This window comes from Spirulina sp. CS-785/01 (genome assembly GCF_028330525.1).
Lineage (GTDB): Bacteria > Cyanobacteriota > Cyanobacteriia > Cyanobacteriales > Spirulinaceae > JAQMSD01.
The window spans coordinates 1-17,480 of sequence record NZ_JAQMSD010000300.1 but is presented as its reverse complement, the minus strand read 5'-3'; the positions used below and the strand labels follow the sequence as shown (position 1 = coordinate 17,480).

Below are 17,480 nucleotides of genomic sequence, written 5' to 3'. Positions count from 1 at the left end.
GTAACGAGATATGGCGGTTTGGAGTCGCCCTCACCCCCCAACCCCCTCTCCCAACCTTGGGAGAGGGGGAGAAAATGTCTCTCACAAGTGTCTGAAACAACGGTGTCTCGTTCTACAATTTCTCACCTTGACAGGGCTGCCCTTTGCTAACGCACCCTACGCTTTCTCCTATGAGGTTTTTGGTGCGTTACGCTTCGCTAACGCACCCTACAGTTTTTGGTGCGTTACGCTTCGCTAACGCACCCTACGCTTTCTCCTATGAGGTTTTTGGTGCCCCCGTATTACCCATGTTGGTCGTTTTCTTCGAGCTTATAGTTTAGACGAATTACCTCAATTTTGGAATGTTTTGCGGGGTGATATGAGTTTAGTTGGAACTCGTCCCCCGACAGAAGATGAAGTCATGCAATATCAAGAACACCACTGGAAACGCTTGAATGTTAAACCCGGTATCACGGGACAATGGCAAGTAAGTGGACGTTCCTCCATTAAAGATTTTGAGGAAGTTGTGCAACTGGATTTACGTTATCAATCCCTTTGGCATCCCTTTCACGATGTAGTGATTCTCTGCAAAACAATTCCAGCAGTTTTATCTCGCGCTGGTGCTTGTTAAAATAACTGACTTGTAAATTATTTGCTCTCTTACATCCCTACCTTACTGGGTAATTCTTTCTATTTCTACTTAACCTGTTACTTGATTATTGGAGAAATAAAAATGCAAACTACACGCTCACCCCTCAACGGCACTGTTATTTCTTTAAAAGATTTACTTCACCTATCTTCATCTTTGGATGTAAAGCAATATTTGATTTACCAAAATAGTTTAACGCTATCTAATCATTCTGTAGTGTGGATTGATTTTTCAGAGGTTTCTAACCTTGATAGTCAGGGTTTAATGATCTTAGTGACCTTAATTAAATTAGCCAGGCAATTAGGTAAACGGCTAATTGGTTGTTCTGCCTCTGCGTCTATTCAGATGATTCTGGAATTGACGAATTTAGATCAAGTTTTAGAAACTCAAGAGGCTGAACTCACATCAAGGGTTGCTGCCTAAATAGGCTATCAATAAACTCCTCTTTTGAACAACCAAAGAGGAGTTTTTATCATTAGAAAAATTATCAATAAAATGGTGTTTATCTTAAAAGTAAGTACAATAGAAGTTACTTAACAATGGCTTTATCTCGACGTTTTTTAATCCCAGTGTCTCTCGCATTTTGTGCCTCATTAACAGCATTTCCTTCCTTATCTTTCTCATCAGAAAGCAAAGACAATACTCATCAGCAAACCAGTTCTTTAACTTCGTTGTTTAATGAGAATTCTGTATTATTCCCTTCTCTGAGCGAAGAAGAAGGAGGAGTCATTAATGTTAAAGACTATGGAGCAAAAGGGGATGGAGTAACAGATGATACAGAAGCCTTTAGAAAAGCCTTATCTCGAACCGAAATTGCCAATGAACGAAAAATTATTTATGTCCCTAAAGGGACTTATGTGGTGAGTGACACCCTTGAATGGCCGAAAGGAGAACATGGTGGTTTGTTTTATAAACGGACTACTCTCATGGGGGAAAGTCGTGAAGAAACAATTATTAAACTCAAGGATAATGCTCCCAGTTTCTCTGGAGATGACCTTAAACCCGTCATTGACACTAAAGAAAATCATGCGAACGGATTTCGGAATCGTTTAGAAAATTTAACAATTGATACTGGAACAGGAAATAAAAATGCCATTGCCGTTAAATTTAATTCTAATAATGGCGGGGGATTATATAACGTTATACTTCAATCAGGAGATGGACAAGGGTCTCATGGACTAGATTTAACTACCCCAGAAATTGGGCCTTTACTCATTAAGAATGTAGAGGTTAAAGGGTTTGATGCCGGAATTAAAGTAGGAGGAGGAAAAGCAAATTCTGTTAATTTAGAAAATATTATTTTAAAAGGACAAAATAAAGTTGGGATTCAACAATCTATGCAAGTCCTAACAATTCGTGGGCTAGAAAGTTTTAATTCTGTACCAGTGATTAAAATGCGGGGTCATGGTGCAAATTTATTTTTAATTGATGCTAAATTAACGGGAGAAAATACAGAAACCTTAAATGCGATTGAAACCTTCATTCAAGATCACCATCGGGGTACAGATGGAGAAAAGAAGACTATGCAAACTTATTTTCGGAATGTTCAACAAACTGGCTATAAAAATACCGCTAATGTCTATAATTGTAGTGAAGGGGTATTAGAAGGACAATTAGAATCAATAAGCGGTAATATAACAGAATGGAGTTGTAATGCTCCTGTATCAGGATTTTCAGCGAAAACTCAAACCCTCAACTTAGCAGTTAAAGAAACTCCCGTCATTCATCATGATTTAAATAAAATTGCGGTAGTGGAAGGGAATACAGCAAAAGATATTCAAGCGGTCATTGATACCCCCGGAATAGAAACTGTATTTTTACCGAATCAAACTTATAACATTGATAAACCGATTTTAATTCGGGGAAGTGTTAAAAAAATTATTGGTATGCGAGCTAACTTTCCTAATGACACGGTTAAACCCACTTTTCGTTTTGAGAATGGAGAATCTCCGGTTGTTATTATAGAACGATTATCTGGACTTTCCGGTGCAAGTATTGAGCATAATTCAGACCGCACGTTAGTGATTCAAAAAAGTGAATTAGATTCTTATACTAATACGAAAAAAGGGACAGGAGATGTTTTCTTTGAAGATGTCGTTTCTGGACTTATTCGGATGAAAAACCAAAATGCTTGGGCCAGAAATCTCAATGTTGAAGCCATTCCTCCTGAAGGAGAAGCTAAAATTTTAAATGATGGGGGGAATCTGTGGGTATTGGGACTCAAAACAGAACAAATTGGAACGATCATCGAAACTAAAAATCAGGGGAATACCGAAGTCATTGGAGGATTAAATCATATTAATGTTAGTATTCCCGATACTGATCCTCCTCAAGCACAGTATATTAGTAATGAATCGAATACTTCTGTCTTAGTGCGGTCTTATTTACCAGTTGCAACAGGATATGAAGTGTTAGTGCGAGAAACTAAAAATGGGCAAACGGAAGATATTCTTAATTCCCATCGTCGCTTTAGTGGAAGGTTATTCTATGTAGGTCATGGGAATGATCCGATTTGGAGTTCTCATGACGACCAGAAATTCTTATTTAGTCCCCAAGGAATTCGATTTAACAATGACACTTGGGGAGACTTTACTTTTTGGGGAAGCGATAATCCTTTCTTGAAAGAATTACAGGTTTTTGAAGTTGTCAATAACCAACTCAAACCCGTCACTTCTCTACTGACTCAAGACCCCTCTCAGTATAGCGAAGGCAAAACTTGTTTTACGGGTTTCTCAAATTGTACTGCCTCTTTCCTGTTTAATGCTGGTAAAGAATATACCTTGGGGGTAGAAGGAAGTGAACAAAAGACCTATTACTCTACATCTTTATTTAACCCTGAGCAAGAGACAAAAAGCCTATTTTCTGAGTTCACTCCTTATAATTTAGCCGCAACGCCAGGCCCCGGTGATTGGAGTCTTCATACATCCGGAGATCCCTTTGAGAATGAGATTTTAGTCCGATTTACAGATGGTGATCCTCTGAATGATGTGAAGATTGAAGACTTTGCTTTGACGGTAAGTGCGCGATCGCATCATAGCATTCCCGATCCGTCCACACTGTTGGGGTTAGCAACGATTACTGGGTTAATTACAATGTGTCGCCGTCGTTAAGGTTAGTCTTGACAAGTTCATCAGAACCGTTATCAACAGAAACTCATGAATTCAGAGACCGCCAACCCATCAAGAATAATCAGATCAATTTTCTCTATTGACGAAAAATAAAATCTTGGGTCTAACTCTCCTATTCCCTTCTATCGTGGGTCTGGATAGCTTCTTGTAACAAGAATGCCATAGCCTATTGCATATAAAACTCAACACGATTGCAGACGAATACTGAGGGGATTAAGGAGTACAATGAAAATAGACCTATGATTAAACCCATTAACCCTATCCCTTGGGGGATAGGGTTTTATTGATAATGTACAGTAGGTCAAGCCATATTTTGAAACCAACGCTCCACCCGATCGCCCAACGCATTTAAAGAATACTGCTGTTGTACCTGTTGGCGGCATTGACGGCGATCAATCGCGCTAATATTGCCCATGGCCGTGACCAAACTGGGGACATGATCAGGAGTCACTAAAAAGCCGATTTTACCGTCCTCAATAATTTCTGCTGGGCCCCCCCGTTGATAACTGATCACCGGGACCCCACAAGCTAAGGCTTCAATAACCACATTACCAAACGCCTCCACCCAACGGGGAGTCATTAGTAACCCTCGACTACACCGTAACTGTTGTTGTAGGGTTTGGGTGTCTAAAAACCCTCGATAGTCAATAGGTGCATCGGGATAGGTATAACGAATCTGGTCCCAATATTGGCGATCGGCAATTTTCCCGAAAATCCGCAAGGGGATATTGGCCTGTTGGGCCGCTTGTATAGCATCCTCTAAGGCTTTTTCCGGGGCAATGCGTCCCACCCAGGCAAAATAGTCCTCTGGAGTCTCACAAAACTGATACTGGTCCAAATCAACGGCACTCCAGAGATAATGATAACGAGGGAGAGGGGGGAAAGTTTGCGCTTGGGTGGGGGAATAGAAAGCTAAGAGATCGGGATTAAACGCGCCGACTTTTGCAATGGCATCGTCCATGGCCTCACTCAAAGACCCCATACTGACAAAATGGGCCACCGGACGCTCAAAAAACGGTGTGAGATAAAACGGTAGCCAATCGTAGGCGAAATTCACCAATAGGTCATAATTCCCCTGCACCAACCGCGCATACTCCCACATCGCCCCAATCGCCGACTGAGAGGGCATCATCACCGGGGTTTCTCTCCCCTGACTCTGGGCCGCTACCTGTACATTTCCCTTCACTTCCTGAATCTCTAGACCTGGTAACTTAGACCCCAACGGAGCAACAATTTTAATCTGATGTCCCCGTCGTTGTAATTCCTGCGCCATATTATAGAGGGTGAGTTCCACCCCTCCCCCTAAACCCGACCCCAAAGGACCGACGGGGGTTGAAACAAACAATAAATTCAGCGATCGCATTCCCAATTAATTCTTAAACAATACTGCCCATTCTCCCCTGCTACCGCTCCCCCTTAACCATTATCCATAGACTCATAATAAGGTTTCACCGGATTCTGGGGAGGCATCCGAATATGATTAAGCTGTATTAAAGCCCATTTCGCAATTTCTTGCACCTCCGGGTCAGGATCATCCGTCGCATAATAGACCAACTGACTCAACTGAGTAATAATCTCATACACCCGCGTTAAATCCCGAATAGCATTCTTGCGCACTTGGGGGTTATCATCTTGTAACGCCAAGGCCAACGCTCGATTCATCGGTTTGAGAGTACGCGACCCAATTTGAGAAATCGCCTCTAAAATGAGACTCTGCTGCTGAGAATCCGACTCTAACATTAAACTCACCAGGGGTTGCACCGCACGGGAATCTGCCTGTTGTGCTAAATCCCAAATCGCTTGTTTCCGTTGATCTGGGTCAGGTGCGTGTAATTCTCGAATTAACTCCTCAATTTCGTCCAATTGGGGAAGGGTTGGCGGTTGAGATAAAGCCAAACTCTCCTCTCCCACTGCATAACCATTATGGGGTTGAGGCATCGGTTGGGACTCTTGCCACATATCAGGAAAATCCTCCTCATCCTCCAGAGACGGGACTTGTTCCTGTTCAGGGGGAGGACTAGGGGGAGGAGCAACCTTTTCGAGAGGAGGAGAGAATTCTTGCTTCTCCGAGGTCGCTTTTTGGGTAAATTTAGAGGGGGAGTTAGGTGGAGAGGAGGAGTACAGGGGAGAAACGGGTTGAGAAGTCTGAACCGATGGACTGGGTTGGGAGGTTGTTACAGGTTCATCGGGTTGGGAGGTTGTTTCAGGTTCATCGGGTTGGGAGGTTGTTGCAGGTTCATCGGGTTGGGAGGTTGTTGCGGGTTCATCCGAGGTAGGAGTCTCTTTCCCCTGATTGACATACCGCAATAACAAGAAAATCAGTCCCCCCATTCCCACCAAGAGAACTACACCCCCTGCACCCAGCACCAGTAAAACCTTTTTACTCAAGCGTCTGGGTTGTGTTTTGGGTTTAGGTTGAGGTCGAGGGATACCTTGTAATTCACTGAGTCTTTCAAATGCTTGACCGTCAAAAACCCCCGTGGGTTCTAAGTCCTGACTTTCTTGAAATTTAAGAACTGCCGCTTCGGTTTGATCATCAAATTTTCCGTCGGCCTCACCTTCATAATGGCCTAAACGTTTGAGACGTTCTTGTAATTCTTGAACAATGGGGCCTTCATCCCCTTTTTGTAGGAAGGGAGTACCACCATCAGACTCTCCTGTTTGTTCTCCTGTTTGTTCTCCTGTTTGTTCTCCGGTTGCATCTCCGGTTGCGTCTTCGGGTGCATCTTGGGTTTGTTCTTCAGCTTGAGCTACTATAGCAGTTGGACGCTGGGCCATAGCCATTCCTTCGCCACTCGTGACAGTGAGTGCGATGAGGGGACAAACAAGCCATAGGGTGAGTTGGGACAAGCGATCGCTAATCATGAACGCGCAAACTTAAATAAATAGGGGGGTTAACCGCTTTAACCATAGCGTAACCCAGAATATCTTCGTCAAGATCACACCCAATCAAAAACTGATTTCATCATAACCGCATTCTTGCCTTGTGCATCCCAATCAAGTTGAAAAATCTCTCATCATCAAGGAAAGCGGAGATGAGGACGCTGAATTCTGCTTAGTGTTGCTGTTGTCGGGGAATTGCTATAGTGAGGAATATCTGAGTCTTGGAAACAACTTAATTAAATCTGACCTAAATTGATTTTATGATCAAAGAAATTGAACTCCACAACTTTGGACCTATACAACAGCTAAAATGCAATCAATTAGGACAAATTAATCTAATTATTGGGGGAAATGGTAGAGGAAAAACCATATTATTAAAAGCACTTTATACGGCGGTACGCACCTTAGAAGAATATCAACGTGGGAATGAACCTCGCACGGCTGCGGAAATTCTGGCTGCGAAACTCTATTGGACTTTTGAAACCGAAACAATTGGTGATTTAGTGCAAAAAGGAGCGAATGATCCTCTATCATTAACCCTATGCTTAAATGAGCAAAAATTCTCCTATCAATTTGGTGAACATACCACAAAAAGTATTCAAGATTTGCAAAATAAAGTTTCTCCTCGTACCAGTAATTCCATTTATATTCCCCCGAAAGAAGTGATCTCTCTTCATGGTCTAATTTTACAATCCCGTGAACAACAGAAAATCTTTGGTTTTGATGATACTTATTTGGACTTAGTAAGAGCATTAAGGCACATTCCCAAACAGAAAAAATCAAGTCATCCATTTAGCAAATCAATAGACAGTTTGCAGCAAATTTCACAAGGAAAAATGGAATGGGATAAAAAAACAAAAAACTGGTATTTTAAACAAGGGAGAAAGAAGTTTTCAATTGGTTTGACGGCTGAAGGATATAGAAAAATAGCGATTCTTAGTATTTTGCTAGAAAATGGTTATCTTGATAAAAACTCAATTATTTTTATTGATGAAATAGAATCTACATTGCACCCAAAAGCAATTTTAAAGTTTCTTGAGATTATTGCTTCATTGGCAGAACAAGGAATTCAATTTTTTATCGCCAGTCATTCCTATTTTGTGATAAAAAAATTATTTATTCTTTCTCAAAAATTAGATTCTCTAAATATTGTCACTCTTTCTGGTAATTCTGATGGTTGGACTATGGAAAACTTGCGAGAAGGTTTACCAGATAACCCTATTATTAATGAATCGATTGATCTTTATAAAGAAGAAGTGGAATTAGCAATGTTATGACAAGTCATTCTATTTTTGAGTCAGGGATGAAATTTGGTCCTTATCCCGTTGACCATTACTTTCATATTGAAAAGAGTGCAACTTATCAAAATATCCAGTCTCATGTCAAAATGGCAGAGTTGCTGGTACTGCATCCATCCGACACCTCTAAAGTTGATATTATTGAGGCCAAGTCTAGTTCACCTCGTCCAGAAACACAACCTAACTTTCAAGAGTTTATTATAGAAATCCGAGATAAGCTCACGAATGCTCTCAATCTCTATATGGCTACCTATTTAAAACGTCATCCAACTTCGAGCGAATTACCGATCCCATTTCAGAAATTGAAGCTAGACAATACACAATTTCGTCTCATTGTGATTATTAATGGGCATCGAGAAGAGTGGATTTCACCGTTACAAGATGCACTCAGAAAGTTCTTAAAACCTACTGTAAAAACATGGAGTTTATCTCCTAATAATGTTTTAGTATTAAACGATAGTTTAGCGAAAAAATACGGTTTAATTAGCTAAATCGCAAGCTAATCTTGAAGCTCGGTCTATGAGAGAATAATAAGCGACACTGTTCTCCTGTAGAAGAAGGAATCGGCTCAAGCCAACTTGCGCTCTTAGTACACTTCGAGATTCAATCCTAATTATTTTCCACCACTTGCTTACCGAGTGCATTTAATTTTTCTCGTTGATTAATTAAATAAATACTGATAATTGTAAAGAGAACCCCCACCCATTGAAGTGAACTGAGGACTTCTCCTAGGAGTAAATTACTGAAAATTAGGGCAAAAACGGGGGTTAGGAAGGTTAAGGAGGTGAAGCTGGTTAAATTGCCACTAGAGGCGATATAGAAGAAAAGACCATAAGCGATCGCACTCCCAAACACCGTAGCATAGGTTAAAGATAACCAGCCTACACTATCGAGGTTTGTCCATTGTTGCGTCTCCCACAGGCCAGACATAACAAACAACGGTATCCCCCCAATAATCATATGCCATCCGGTTGCGACCACGGGGTGAACATGACGACTCACAAAGCGAATACTCACGGTCCCCAAGGCCATGGATAAGGAAGCCAACAACATCAACCATTCCCCGTTATCAAATAAACTCTGTACACTGACAGACAGAGAAACCGAGGTGTCGTTAACCCAACTCAATAACCAATCATCGGGGAGGCCAATTAAACTAATTCCAGTGACTCCCACCAATAGTCCTAACCCCCCCCAGGGGCCAATTTGTTCTGAGAATAGCCAATTGGATAAAAGCGCGATCGCGATCGGTTGCGAATCAATCATCACCGATCCTAACCCGGCCCCCGTCCGATCTAGTCCTTCCGCCAAAAACCCCTGAAACATCAACCCATCTAACAACGCAAACAGGCCAATCCAAAGCCAGGCTTTTTTCGTTTGGGGTTGGGGTAATCTCAATAAAACCGTCACCAGCAAAATTAGCACCCCCGCAGGAACCAAACGCACCCCGGCCACAAATAACGGTGTCGTCACGGGTAAAACGCCTTTCATCGCCACCATAGCAGTCCCCCAGAGAAAAAAGGGAGCAATCAACATAAGGGGGATCAAGAACGATGTTGGGGATGTTTTAGCCTGCATAGATTCAGCGTAATGGACGTTCAACAATGAGCTAACTTCCCATTTTAGCGAAATGTTGAGTTTTATTAAGAAGTTTTTGTGGTTAAAGTCCTACAGGAAAAGCATTCTGAACCCATCACCCATTACCAATTACCCATCACCAAGTCAACGGAGGATTACGGACAAAAGCTAAATGGGGCCGGACTAACCCCGTGGTTTGACTAATCCACGCAAGTCCCTCACTTGTTCCCACCCAGACTTTGTTTCCGGTGTCGGGAGAGAGAGCAATCACTTCACTGGAGGGGAGATCAGGAATTTGTCCGATAATTTCCCCGCTTTCGGGTTCAACATTATATAACCCCTGTTCTGTTCCTACCCAGACACGACCATTGCGAGCAAAGCGAATGGAGCGGATATTGCGTCCTTTAAAATTGGGGAAAGTGCGGAGAATGCGGCGATTAATGGGGTCAATTTCCACAAGATGATTTAATGTGCCGACCCAAATAGACCCTTGGGGGGAAGTGGCCAGGGCTTGCACCGTTCCCCCTGGAATGTTGGTCATGCGTCCGATAATAAAGGCACTGGCGGTATCAACGCGCACCAGTCCTTCTAAAGTTCCAACCCAGAGTTGTCCTTCTAAATCCAAGGTTAAAGCATTGGCACTCACCCCTGGTAACTCTTGGAGGGTGGTCATAAGTAACCCTTGATCTGGACTAATTAAGGCTAATCCCCGATCTGTGCCGGCCCAGAGATACCCCCGATGATCCACCAGGAGGGAGAGAACCCGTTTAGAGGGGAGTTGAAAGGTATAGGTAGTGACTTCATTACTGCGGGGATCAACCCGGACTAAGCCTTGGTATGTGCCGCCCCAGATGCGGCCTGAACGGTCTTGTGCGAGGGATTCGAGGGTGTAGTTGGGGAGACTAATGCGGGAGAGAATGCGCCCGGTGTTGGGGTCAATGCGGGTTAATCCCATCCAAGAGCCGACCCATAAACTGCCTGTGTAGTCCTCTTGGAGGGCAGGAACGCGGAAATCCCGTGCGGGGAGTTGATGTTCTTGGCGGAGACGTTCTGAGGGTAGGGGGGTGGGAATAGGAGGGGGTTGGTCATTGGGGAAGGTGAGGGTTGAAGGTTGGCTGGCTTCGGGCAACCATTGGGCGATCGCCGGGGAAATCAAGCCCCCCACCAAGGCTAAACTACTGAGCCAACTGATCCAGGCTTGCATAGGTGTCTCATTTTGCATTCTCTGAGCCGATTATAGTTCGGATTTTTATGTTTTTCTATAGTGTTCAAGACGGGTTGCGATACTTAAATTTGGGGGTTTCGTGCCGAAGATGATACCGTGAAACTGTCTGATGTCTCAGGGAGCGACAAGGGGTATGGTTGTTGGGGTTGTGGTTCTCAATTGCGCGATCGCGTTATTTAATTTTTATCTGGCGTGGAAACTGTGGCGATGGGGAAAAGCCATCGGACGGGCAGCCAACACCCTCTATCGGGTGGAAGGCCGCGTCCATCGTGTGCTGTCCCCAGCCCCTAGGTATATTGACCGAGGACAACGGGGAACAGCCCGTTTGCGGCAACGCTATGGGGTTCTCATGGAGCAACTGCAACAACTCCAACAAATTTTCCAAGTCTTGCGTTTACTCCCCTTAGCTTGGCGTAAAACACGCCGAACCCGTCGCTCTCGTCGCACTCGGCGATAGTCCTTGCCAGGGAACTGGCCACAGGATGAGACTCAAACGCAAAATCCGCTTAAAATGAGGGTAGGCCGTTAGACTGAAGCAATGTCAAAGAAAAGCACAGGTGCGTTTTTAGGTGGACTCCTGATGGGGAGCGCAGTGGGGACAGTGGTGGGACTCCTCCTGGCTCCCCGTCCAGGCCGAGAAACGCGACAAATTTTAAAAAAATCTGCCGATGCCTTGCCAGAATTGGCCGAGGATTTATCAAGTAGTGTTCAATTGCAGGCAGACCGACTTTCGGAGTCGGCGTTGCAAAATTGGGATGAGACGTTGGTGCGCTTGAAAACTGCGATCGCAGACGGGATTGATGCCAGTCAACTCAAAGCCCAAGAACTATCAAAACCCCGGAATGTAACGGCAGATTCTTCGACCTCGAATCCTGAATAATGCCACTGAAGTGATTTGAGTAATTTTTAAGGTGATCGATCCTTTATTTTGGCTAGGACTTTCTTTATTTTTGGTTGCTATCAGCCTAACGGCGGTTCTGATAGCAGCCCTTCCGGCATTTCGTGAGTTGGCCAGAGCCTCTCGCAGTGCCGAAAAGCTCTTTGATACCCTCCGCCGAGAGTTTCCTCCCACCCTAGAGGCTATTCGCCTCACCGGGTTGGAAATTAGCGAATTAACCGACGATATTTCCGAGGGGGTGAACCATGCCTCCGATGTAGTGAAACAGGTGGATGACGGGGTGGAATCGGTGCGCCAACAAGGCCGCCGGGTGCAAGTGGGGACTCGTAGTGTGGTGGCAGGGGTGAAGGCCGCTTGGGCTTCCCTGCAAAAACCCAAGGGAAAGGCCGCTCCGCCGCCCTCTCGGCCCCTTTATCGGTCCCGTGAGCGCGATCGAGAGCGTCTTCCCCCCTCCTTTACCGAGTTATCCGACTATGATCCCGCCAATACCCCTGTTTCGGAATCCCAGTCCAACTCCCGCAATAATGCCTCAAAATCCTAGAGGCTGAGGCGTGAGCGAGTTAGTTTCTGAGCTTCTTTTGACGCGAACTTCCTCTTTGATCCAACATCTGCCATCTGCCTTCAAATGCTGGCGACCAGTTAAAATACCCCATCTGAGGCAAGTTTTTGGGAGCATCGGCAGATAGAGCAGACTTGAATCGAGAAACTTGTTAAAACTCCCTCTCCCCTATCTTCCCCATCCCCCTCAACAAAGGAACTTGGAGTCTATTGTCCAGATTCTCCTTGATTAGTTAAAATCACCCGTCGTTGATTGGGGGCCAACATAGCACTCTGTTCACTCATGACATTTTGGGCTTGGGCCGGGTCAAAACTTCGGCTCAGATTGCTCCGTAACTGCTTCACCTGAGCTTCTGCCTGTTTCACCTCCGTTTGTACCGATTGTAACTGGGCTTGTTGTGACCAGTAATAGGGAAATAAATTCACCAAAGCCGCTAGAGCTACCGTTGATAACACCCCATTGGTGACAATTTTCACTAGGGTTTCCACCGCTACTGCACTATGAGAACGGCGTTTGGCCTGTTTTTTGTGTTGTTGGTGTTGAATGGACACAACACGACGACCAGAATTAGACCCAGAAGACTTAGAAGACTTAGAAGACTTAGAAGACTTAGAAGACTTAGAAGACTTAGAAGACTTAGAAGACTTAGAGCCTGAAGCCTTAGACTTGGGACGAGTCGCAACGGTTGGATTGGGAATGGGAGGTTGTTGTAATGCGTTCATGGAGTCAACATCTTTTCGCGTCGGCGAACGTGCAGCTTTGCCCCAAGCTAAACATAACCGGAAGATTTCCGTCAATGTTCAATGCTTTAGGTTCACTCTTGACAGTCCGAATCCACTTCATGGGAGCAGCCTAGGACTTGAACAGGAGGACTTGAACAGGAGGACTTGAACAGGAGGACTTGAACAGGAGGACTTGAACAGGAGGACTTGAACAGGAGGACTTGAACAGGAGGCAAAGCCATCAGTCGGGTTAGACCTTTGATCCGGAATCTTACTTATATGTTTAAAAAGCGTTCTTTATTCAAATCAAAGATAACCCAATTTCTTTCTATCATGCCAGATTTTCGGAACAACGACACAAAAATCCTAGGGAAATAGAACGTCATAACTGTTTTTTGTTAAAATTTCTGTATCTCTATTGCCGAAACGGTTTACTGTTCACTCCAAATGAAATGAAATGTCGGATTTTGCCCTGCGCGTTGAAAATTTAGGCAAAAAGTACACGATTACTCACCAAGCGGGGGATCAGTATGCCCTTCGTTATGCGATTACTCGCGGCCTGAAAAAATGGGGTCAAACCCTCTTGGGTAAGAACAAAAGAACTATTTTTACCACCAAGGAAGAATTTTGGGCATTAGAAAAGATTAATTTTCAAATTCAACCGGGCGATCGCGTGGGAATTGTCGGCAGAAATGGGGCAGGAAAATCAACCCTCCTTAAACTCCTTAGCCGCATTACCGAACCCACCACAGGCCGCATTCATCTACGGGGGAGAGTGGCCAGTTTATTAGAAGTGGGAACAGGATTTCACCCAGAATTAACGGGACGTGAAAACATTTATCTTAACGGCTCAATTTTAGGCATGAGTCGCCTAGAAATTAATAAAAAATTTGCTGAAATTGTGGCCTTTGCAGAAATTGAGAAGTTTTTAGACACTCCCGTTAAACGCTATTCATCCGGGATGTATGTGCGGTTAGCGTTTGCTGTGGCCGCACATTTAGAACCAGAAATTTTGATTGTAGATGAAGTATTAGCGGTGGGAGATGTAGGCTTTCAAAAAAAATGCTTAGGCAAAATGGAAGATGTCTCTAAGCGAGAAGGAAGAACGGTTTTATTTGTCAGTCATAATATGGAGACGGTTAATTTACTTTGTAATAAAGCCATTTATTTAAAAAAAGGGCAAATTGAAAATCAAGGCCGTGCAGAAGTTATTGTGGAAGAATACTTAGAAGACTTACTGCAAAAAAACACCGAAGATATTAGCCGTCTTAGAGTCCCTGGAGTCAGTCAGCAAGTAGAATTTACGGATATTCAATTACTAGCCAAAGAAGGTAATTATTTACCCTTTGATCAACCTCTTGAATATCAACTAATCATTCATGCCAAACAAGACTTACAAAATTTAAGTCTCGGTTCAAGTGTATTCACCATTGGGGGGTCTTGTATTGGCACATTATTCACCACAGAACAGTTTTCCGTGCAAGCTGGCCAAACCCTGCATTTACAATTAACCCTGAAAGATCATCATTTATCCCCTGGGTCGTATTATGGAGGATTTAGTATTGGTCAAGGGGATTATAATAGTCATCGTCGAGATTTTGATGTGGTGATTGGTTGCCCAACCTTTCAAATTTTACCCAATACTGGGACAGTTAACCAAAGCTCTAGTCCAAGGATTACCTCTTGGCATCCCAGTTGGGGAAATATTGTCTTTGAGAATAGCTCGTTACACATTTTATCAACCTCTTATCAACAGCGTTAGGGTAAATTTTCATGAGTTCTGAAGCGTTAAGACAGCAAATTTTAGAATTAACTCGCCAATATTATCAAGAAAATTGGCAATATCAACCCTTTCGACCTGGGGTTGATCCTGTCCCCATTAGTGGTAAGGTGTTTGATGGTCAAGAATTATCTTGTTTAGTCGATGCGTCTTTAGATTTTTGGTTAACCACAGGTCGTTATGCGGCACAGTTTGAGCAGGAATTTGCCGCGTATATGGGGACTCGTTATGCACTGTTGGTAAATTCGGGATCAAGTGCGAATTTATTGGCCTTGTCTGCGTTAACGTCTCCGTTGTTGGGGGAAAGTCGCATACAACCAGGAGATGAAATTATTGCGGTGGCCGCTGCATTTCCGACGACGGTGAATCCTATCATTCAAAATGGGTGTGTTCCGGTGTTTCTGGATGTGGAGATTCCTACTTATAACATTGATGTGGAGCAACTGGAGGCGGCGATTTCTCCAGGTACTAAGGCGATTATGTTAGCCCATACGTTGGGAAATCCGTTTAATTTAGAGAAAATTACGGAAGTTGCCAAGAAATATAATCTTTGGTTGATTGAGGATACTTGTGATGCGGTGGGATCAACCTATCACGGCCAACAGGTGGGGACATTTGGGGATATTGCGACGGTGAGTTTTTATCCTGCTCATCACATTACTATGGGGGAAGGGGGATGTATTTTGGTGAATCGTCCCATTCTCAAGCGAATTATTGAGTCTTTCCGCGACTGGGGGAGGGATTGTTGGTGCGCTCCTGGGGTGGATAATACTTGTGGAAAGCGGTTTGATTGGCAATTGGGGGATTTACCCCATGGCTATGATCACAAGTATATTTATAGTCATGTGGGGTATAACTTGAAAATTACGGATATGCAGGCCGCGATTGGGGTGGCTCAGTTGCAGAAACTTCCAGATTTTATTGAGAAACGACAACGGAATTTTGATTATTTGTGGGAGAAGTTGCGATCGCTGCAAGATTTTCTCATTCTCCCCCAAGCCACTCCAGGGAGTGATCCCAGTTGGTTTGGGTTTCCCATCACCCTACGAGAATCCCAACCCATAACCCGCAATCAACTCATTGAGCAGTTAACCCAGCATAAAATCGGCACACGATTATTATTTGGGGGGAATCTCATCCGTCAACCCGCCTATCAGCATATTGACTATCGCGTTTGTGGGGATTTAACCCAAACCGAGCGAGTCATGAATCAAACCTTTTGGGTGGGAATTTACCCTGGTTTAACTCCCGCACATTTAGATTATATGGCAGATTGTTTCCGAAACAGTTTGTTAGGGAAGGGGTAATGAATAATGGATAATAGGTAATAGGTAACAGGTGATTGGTAATATTACTGATGACTGATTACTCTCGGTGAAACTAAAAATCGCTGAAAGTTGGCTAAAAGCCTTGCTGTGATGAGTTTCTGACCTTCTTTTTAGGTTAGCTTCTTCCTCCTTCCTAGTTGGTGAGCGGCTCGACTGACGCTCGCCGAAGTCTTGTCGTTCACGTAGTGTGCGCGGAGCGCAAACCACTGCCCTCTGCCATCTGCCTTCGGATGCTGATTACTGATTACTGTTTACTGACTGACAGGAATTGTTTTTCTGCGATGATGGTTTCTTGGATACGGGTGGCTAAATCTGGTTGGGGTTGCCATCCGAGTTGTTTTAAAGCAGTTATATCCCCTTGAGAATACATAATATCTCCTTGACGATAGGGAATTGCACCAAACTCTAAAACCGTTTGGGAGTGACTCAACTGGTGTATGGTTTCAATGAGGGAACGGAGGGTAACTGCTTCTCCTCGACCGACATCATATTCATGATACCATTGGTCTAGTTTGTCGCTATTTTGTAAAATAGTTAAATAGGCAGATATGGCATCTTTTACATGGATAAAATCTCGTTTCTGTTCTCCCTGAGTTAAGGGAAGATGGGGTTTATTTTGAATTAAACTTCTAAAGAGAAAAGTTACAAACTTTTTCTCGCTGTCTCCTGCTCCAAATAGGTGTTCAATGCGTAAATTAATAAACTTAATTTTTTCTGCTTGAGAGGCTAATTTTCCCCAAGAAAAAAATTGCTTTTTACTGAGGGTGTATCCGTTGCGATGTTGGGAAGAATAATTGGCTTTATTATAAAACGTATCGGTATTAATAAAATAGGAGGTTTGATAGTCTGCGGCAATTTCTAATAAACGCAAAGGAAACCAAGTATTAGCGGATAAAACCTCGCTGAGGTGTTCTTGGTTTAATCCGTGACAGGTTGCAGTATGAATCACCGCATCAATTTTTGGGAAGTCTTGAAAGGGTTGCTCTAACTGAATTTTATCAATATCATAAAGGGAAACTTGTGGTAAAATAGACTGGATTCTTTGAGTATTAGAAAAACTCCGTTTTAAAATAATAACTTGATAGTTATTGTGTAAAAGCTCTGAAGCTAACTGACTGCCGAGAAACCCTGTTCCTCCTGTCAATAAAACCGTTTTTACTGAAGTTGTATTCATTAAACTAGAGTTATCTCCCTTGAATTCAAGTTAATTTATTCAGCTTATGTCAATTCAGTCTTTTTTTCAAAGCAAAATTCGTAATTTACAAGACATTAAAACCGCAACTTCTCTAGACTCTATTCAACCCGATATGAAGTAACTATTCAGGGGGTAAAGGCAAAAGAGAAGGACTATCAGAGCGTAAAGCCAGAATGAGAAAATCGAGAACGTTTCGCCCTTGACGACGTAGAGTAGTGACCACAGTCAGTGAGCGAGCCACAAATTCGCTCCCCTCGG

General features: G+C 43.5%; 16 protein-coding genes and 1 pseudogene. 11 read left to right on the top strand and 6 right to left on the bottom strand.

Going from position 1 to position 17,480, the window contains the following annotated elements; translation table 11 throughout:
- Window positions 1-274: 274 nt before the first annotated feature.
- The 3 genes and pseudogenes from PN462_RS19945 to PN462_RS19935 all read left to right on the top strand — a co-directional run.
- A pseudogene (locus PN462_RS19945) lies at window positions 275-610 on the top strand (sugar transferase); the annotation flags it as partial.
- Window positions 611-712: 102 nt separating this feature from the next.
- Window positions 713-1,051: an STAS domain-containing protein gene (locus PN462_RS19940; protein ID WP_272130590.1), complete on the top strand. Its 339-nt coding sequence runs from the start codon at window positions 713-715 to the stop codon at window positions 1,049-1,051.
- A 116-nt stretch (window positions 1,052-1,167) separates the two neighbouring features.
- Window positions 1,168-3,738: a glycoside hydrolase family 55 protein gene (locus tag PN462_RS19935; protein WP_272130589.1), complete on the top strand. Its 2,571-nt coding sequence runs from the start codon at window positions 1,168-1,170 to the stop codon at window positions 3,736-3,738.
- A gap of 319 nt (window positions 3,739-4,057) precedes the next feature.
- On the opposite strand, the gene PN462_RS19930 is transcribed toward PN462_RS19935, so the two are convergent.
- Together PN462_RS19930 and PN462_RS19925 are read right to left on the bottom strand one after the other, a co-directional pair.
- Window positions 4,058-5,119, bottom strand: coding sequence for a glycosyltransferase (locus PN462_RS19930; RefSeq protein WP_272130588.1), 1,062 nt, complete (start codon window positions 5,117-5,119; stop codon window positions 4,058-4,060).
- Between the two features lie 53 nt (window positions 5,120-5,172).
- Window positions 5,173-6,621, bottom strand: coding sequence for a peptidoglycan-binding protein (locus tag PN462_RS19925; protein WP_272130587.1), 1,449 nt, complete (start codon window positions 6,619-6,621; stop codon window positions 5,173-5,175).
- 278 nt (window positions 6,622-6,899) lie between these two features.
- Here PN462_RS19925 and PN462_RS19920 point away from each other — a divergent pair, with 278 nt between their 5' ends.
- A complete protein-coding gene (locus tag PN462_RS19920; RefSeq protein WP_272130586.1) occupies window positions 6,900-7,916 on the top strand; it encodes an AAA family ATPase in 1,017 nt (338 codons plus the stop codon).
- Window positions 7,913-8,428, top strand: a complete 516-nt coding sequence (locus tag PN462_RS19915) for a hypothetical protein (protein ID WP_272130585.1) — start codon at window positions 7,913-7,915, stop codon at window positions 8,426-8,428. Before PN462_RS19920 ends, PN462_RS19915 begins: the two co-directional genes overlap by 4 nt.
- A 118-nt stretch (window positions 8,429-8,546) precedes the next feature.
- Here PN462_RS19915 and PN462_RS19910 read toward each other — a convergent pair whose 3' ends face one another.
- Both PN462_RS19910 and PN462_RS19905 read right to left on the bottom strand, forming a co-directional pair.
- Window positions 8,547-9,515, bottom strand: a complete 969-nt coding sequence (locus PN462_RS19910; protein ID WP_443029234.1) for a DMT family transporter — start codon at window positions 9,513-9,515, stop codon at window positions 8,547-8,549.
- Window positions 9,516-9,651: 136 nt separating this feature from the next.
- The gene (locus PN462_RS19905; RefSeq protein ID WP_272130583.1) at window positions 9,652-10,719 is read right to left on the bottom strand and encodes a ligand-binding sensor domain-containing protein; all 1,068 of its coding nucleotides are present in this window, start codon (window positions 10,717-10,719) and stop codon (window positions 9,652-9,654) included.
- Between the two features lie 154 nt (window positions 10,720-10,873).
- On the opposite strand from PN462_RS19905, the gene PN462_RS19900 reads away from it, so the two are divergent.
- The 3 genes from PN462_RS19900 to PN462_RS19890 all read left to right on the top strand — a co-directional run bounded on the left by PN462_RS19900 (window position 10,874) and on the right by PN462_RS19890 (window position 12,179).
- The gene (locus PN462_RS19900) at window positions 10,874-11,197 is read left to right on the top strand and encodes a hypothetical protein (protein ID WP_272130582.1); all 324 of its coding nucleotides are present in this window, start codon (window positions 10,874-10,876) and stop codon (window positions 11,195-11,197) included.
- Between the two features lie 81 nt (window positions 11,198-11,278).
- Entirely contained in the window at window positions 11,279-11,620 is a 342-nt protein-coding gene (locus PN462_RS19895; RefSeq protein ID WP_272130581.1) for a YtxH domain-containing protein, read from the top strand.
- A gap of 31 nt (window positions 11,621-11,651) precedes the next feature.
- Window positions 11,652-12,179 (top strand): DUF948 domain-containing protein, encoded by a 528-nt coding sequence (locus PN462_RS19890; RefSeq protein ID WP_272130580.1) that lies wholly within the window; start codon window positions 11,652-11,654, stop codon window positions 12,177-12,179.
- Between the two features lie 224 nt (window positions 12,180-12,403).
- Here the strand turns inward: PN462_RS19890 and PN462_RS19885 are convergent, their stop codons facing one another.
- Window positions 12,404-12,748, bottom strand: coding sequence for a hypothetical protein (locus tag PN462_RS19885; RefSeq protein ID WP_272130579.1), 345 nt, complete (start codon window positions 12,746-12,748; stop codon window positions 12,404-12,406).
- On the opposite strand from PN462_RS19885, the gene PN462_RS19880 reads away from it, so the two are divergent.
- From PN462_RS19880 to rfbH, 3 genes are all read left to right on the top strand, one after another.
- Complete coding sequence (locus tag PN462_RS19880; RefSeq protein WP_272130578.1) at window positions 12,741-13,088, top strand: hypothetical protein; 348 nt, start codon at window positions 12,741-12,743, stop codon at window positions 13,086-13,088. The genes PN462_RS19885 and PN462_RS19880 overlap by 8 nt on opposite strands.
- A gap of 288 nt (window positions 13,089-13,376) precedes the next feature.
- Window positions 13,377-14,681: an ABC transporter ATP-binding protein gene (locus tag PN462_RS19875; RefSeq protein ID WP_272130577.1), complete on the top strand. Its 1,305-nt coding sequence runs from the start codon at window positions 13,377-13,379 to the stop codon at window positions 14,679-14,681.
- A gap of 11 nt (window positions 14,682-14,692) precedes the next feature.
- Entirely contained in the window at window positions 14,693-16,006 is a 1,314-nt protein-coding gene (rfbH, locus tag PN462_RS19870; protein WP_272130576.1) for a lipopolysaccharide biosynthesis protein RfbH, read from the top strand.
- Between the two features lie 265 nt (window positions 16,007-16,271).
- On the opposite strand, the gene PN462_RS19865 is transcribed toward rfbH, so the two are convergent.
- Window positions 16,272-17,201, bottom strand: coding sequence for an NAD-dependent epimerase/dehydratase family protein (locus PN462_RS19865; protein WP_272130575.1), 930 nt, complete (start codon window positions 17,199-17,201; stop codon window positions 16,272-16,274).
- Window positions 17,202-17,480: the final 279 nt, after the last annotated feature.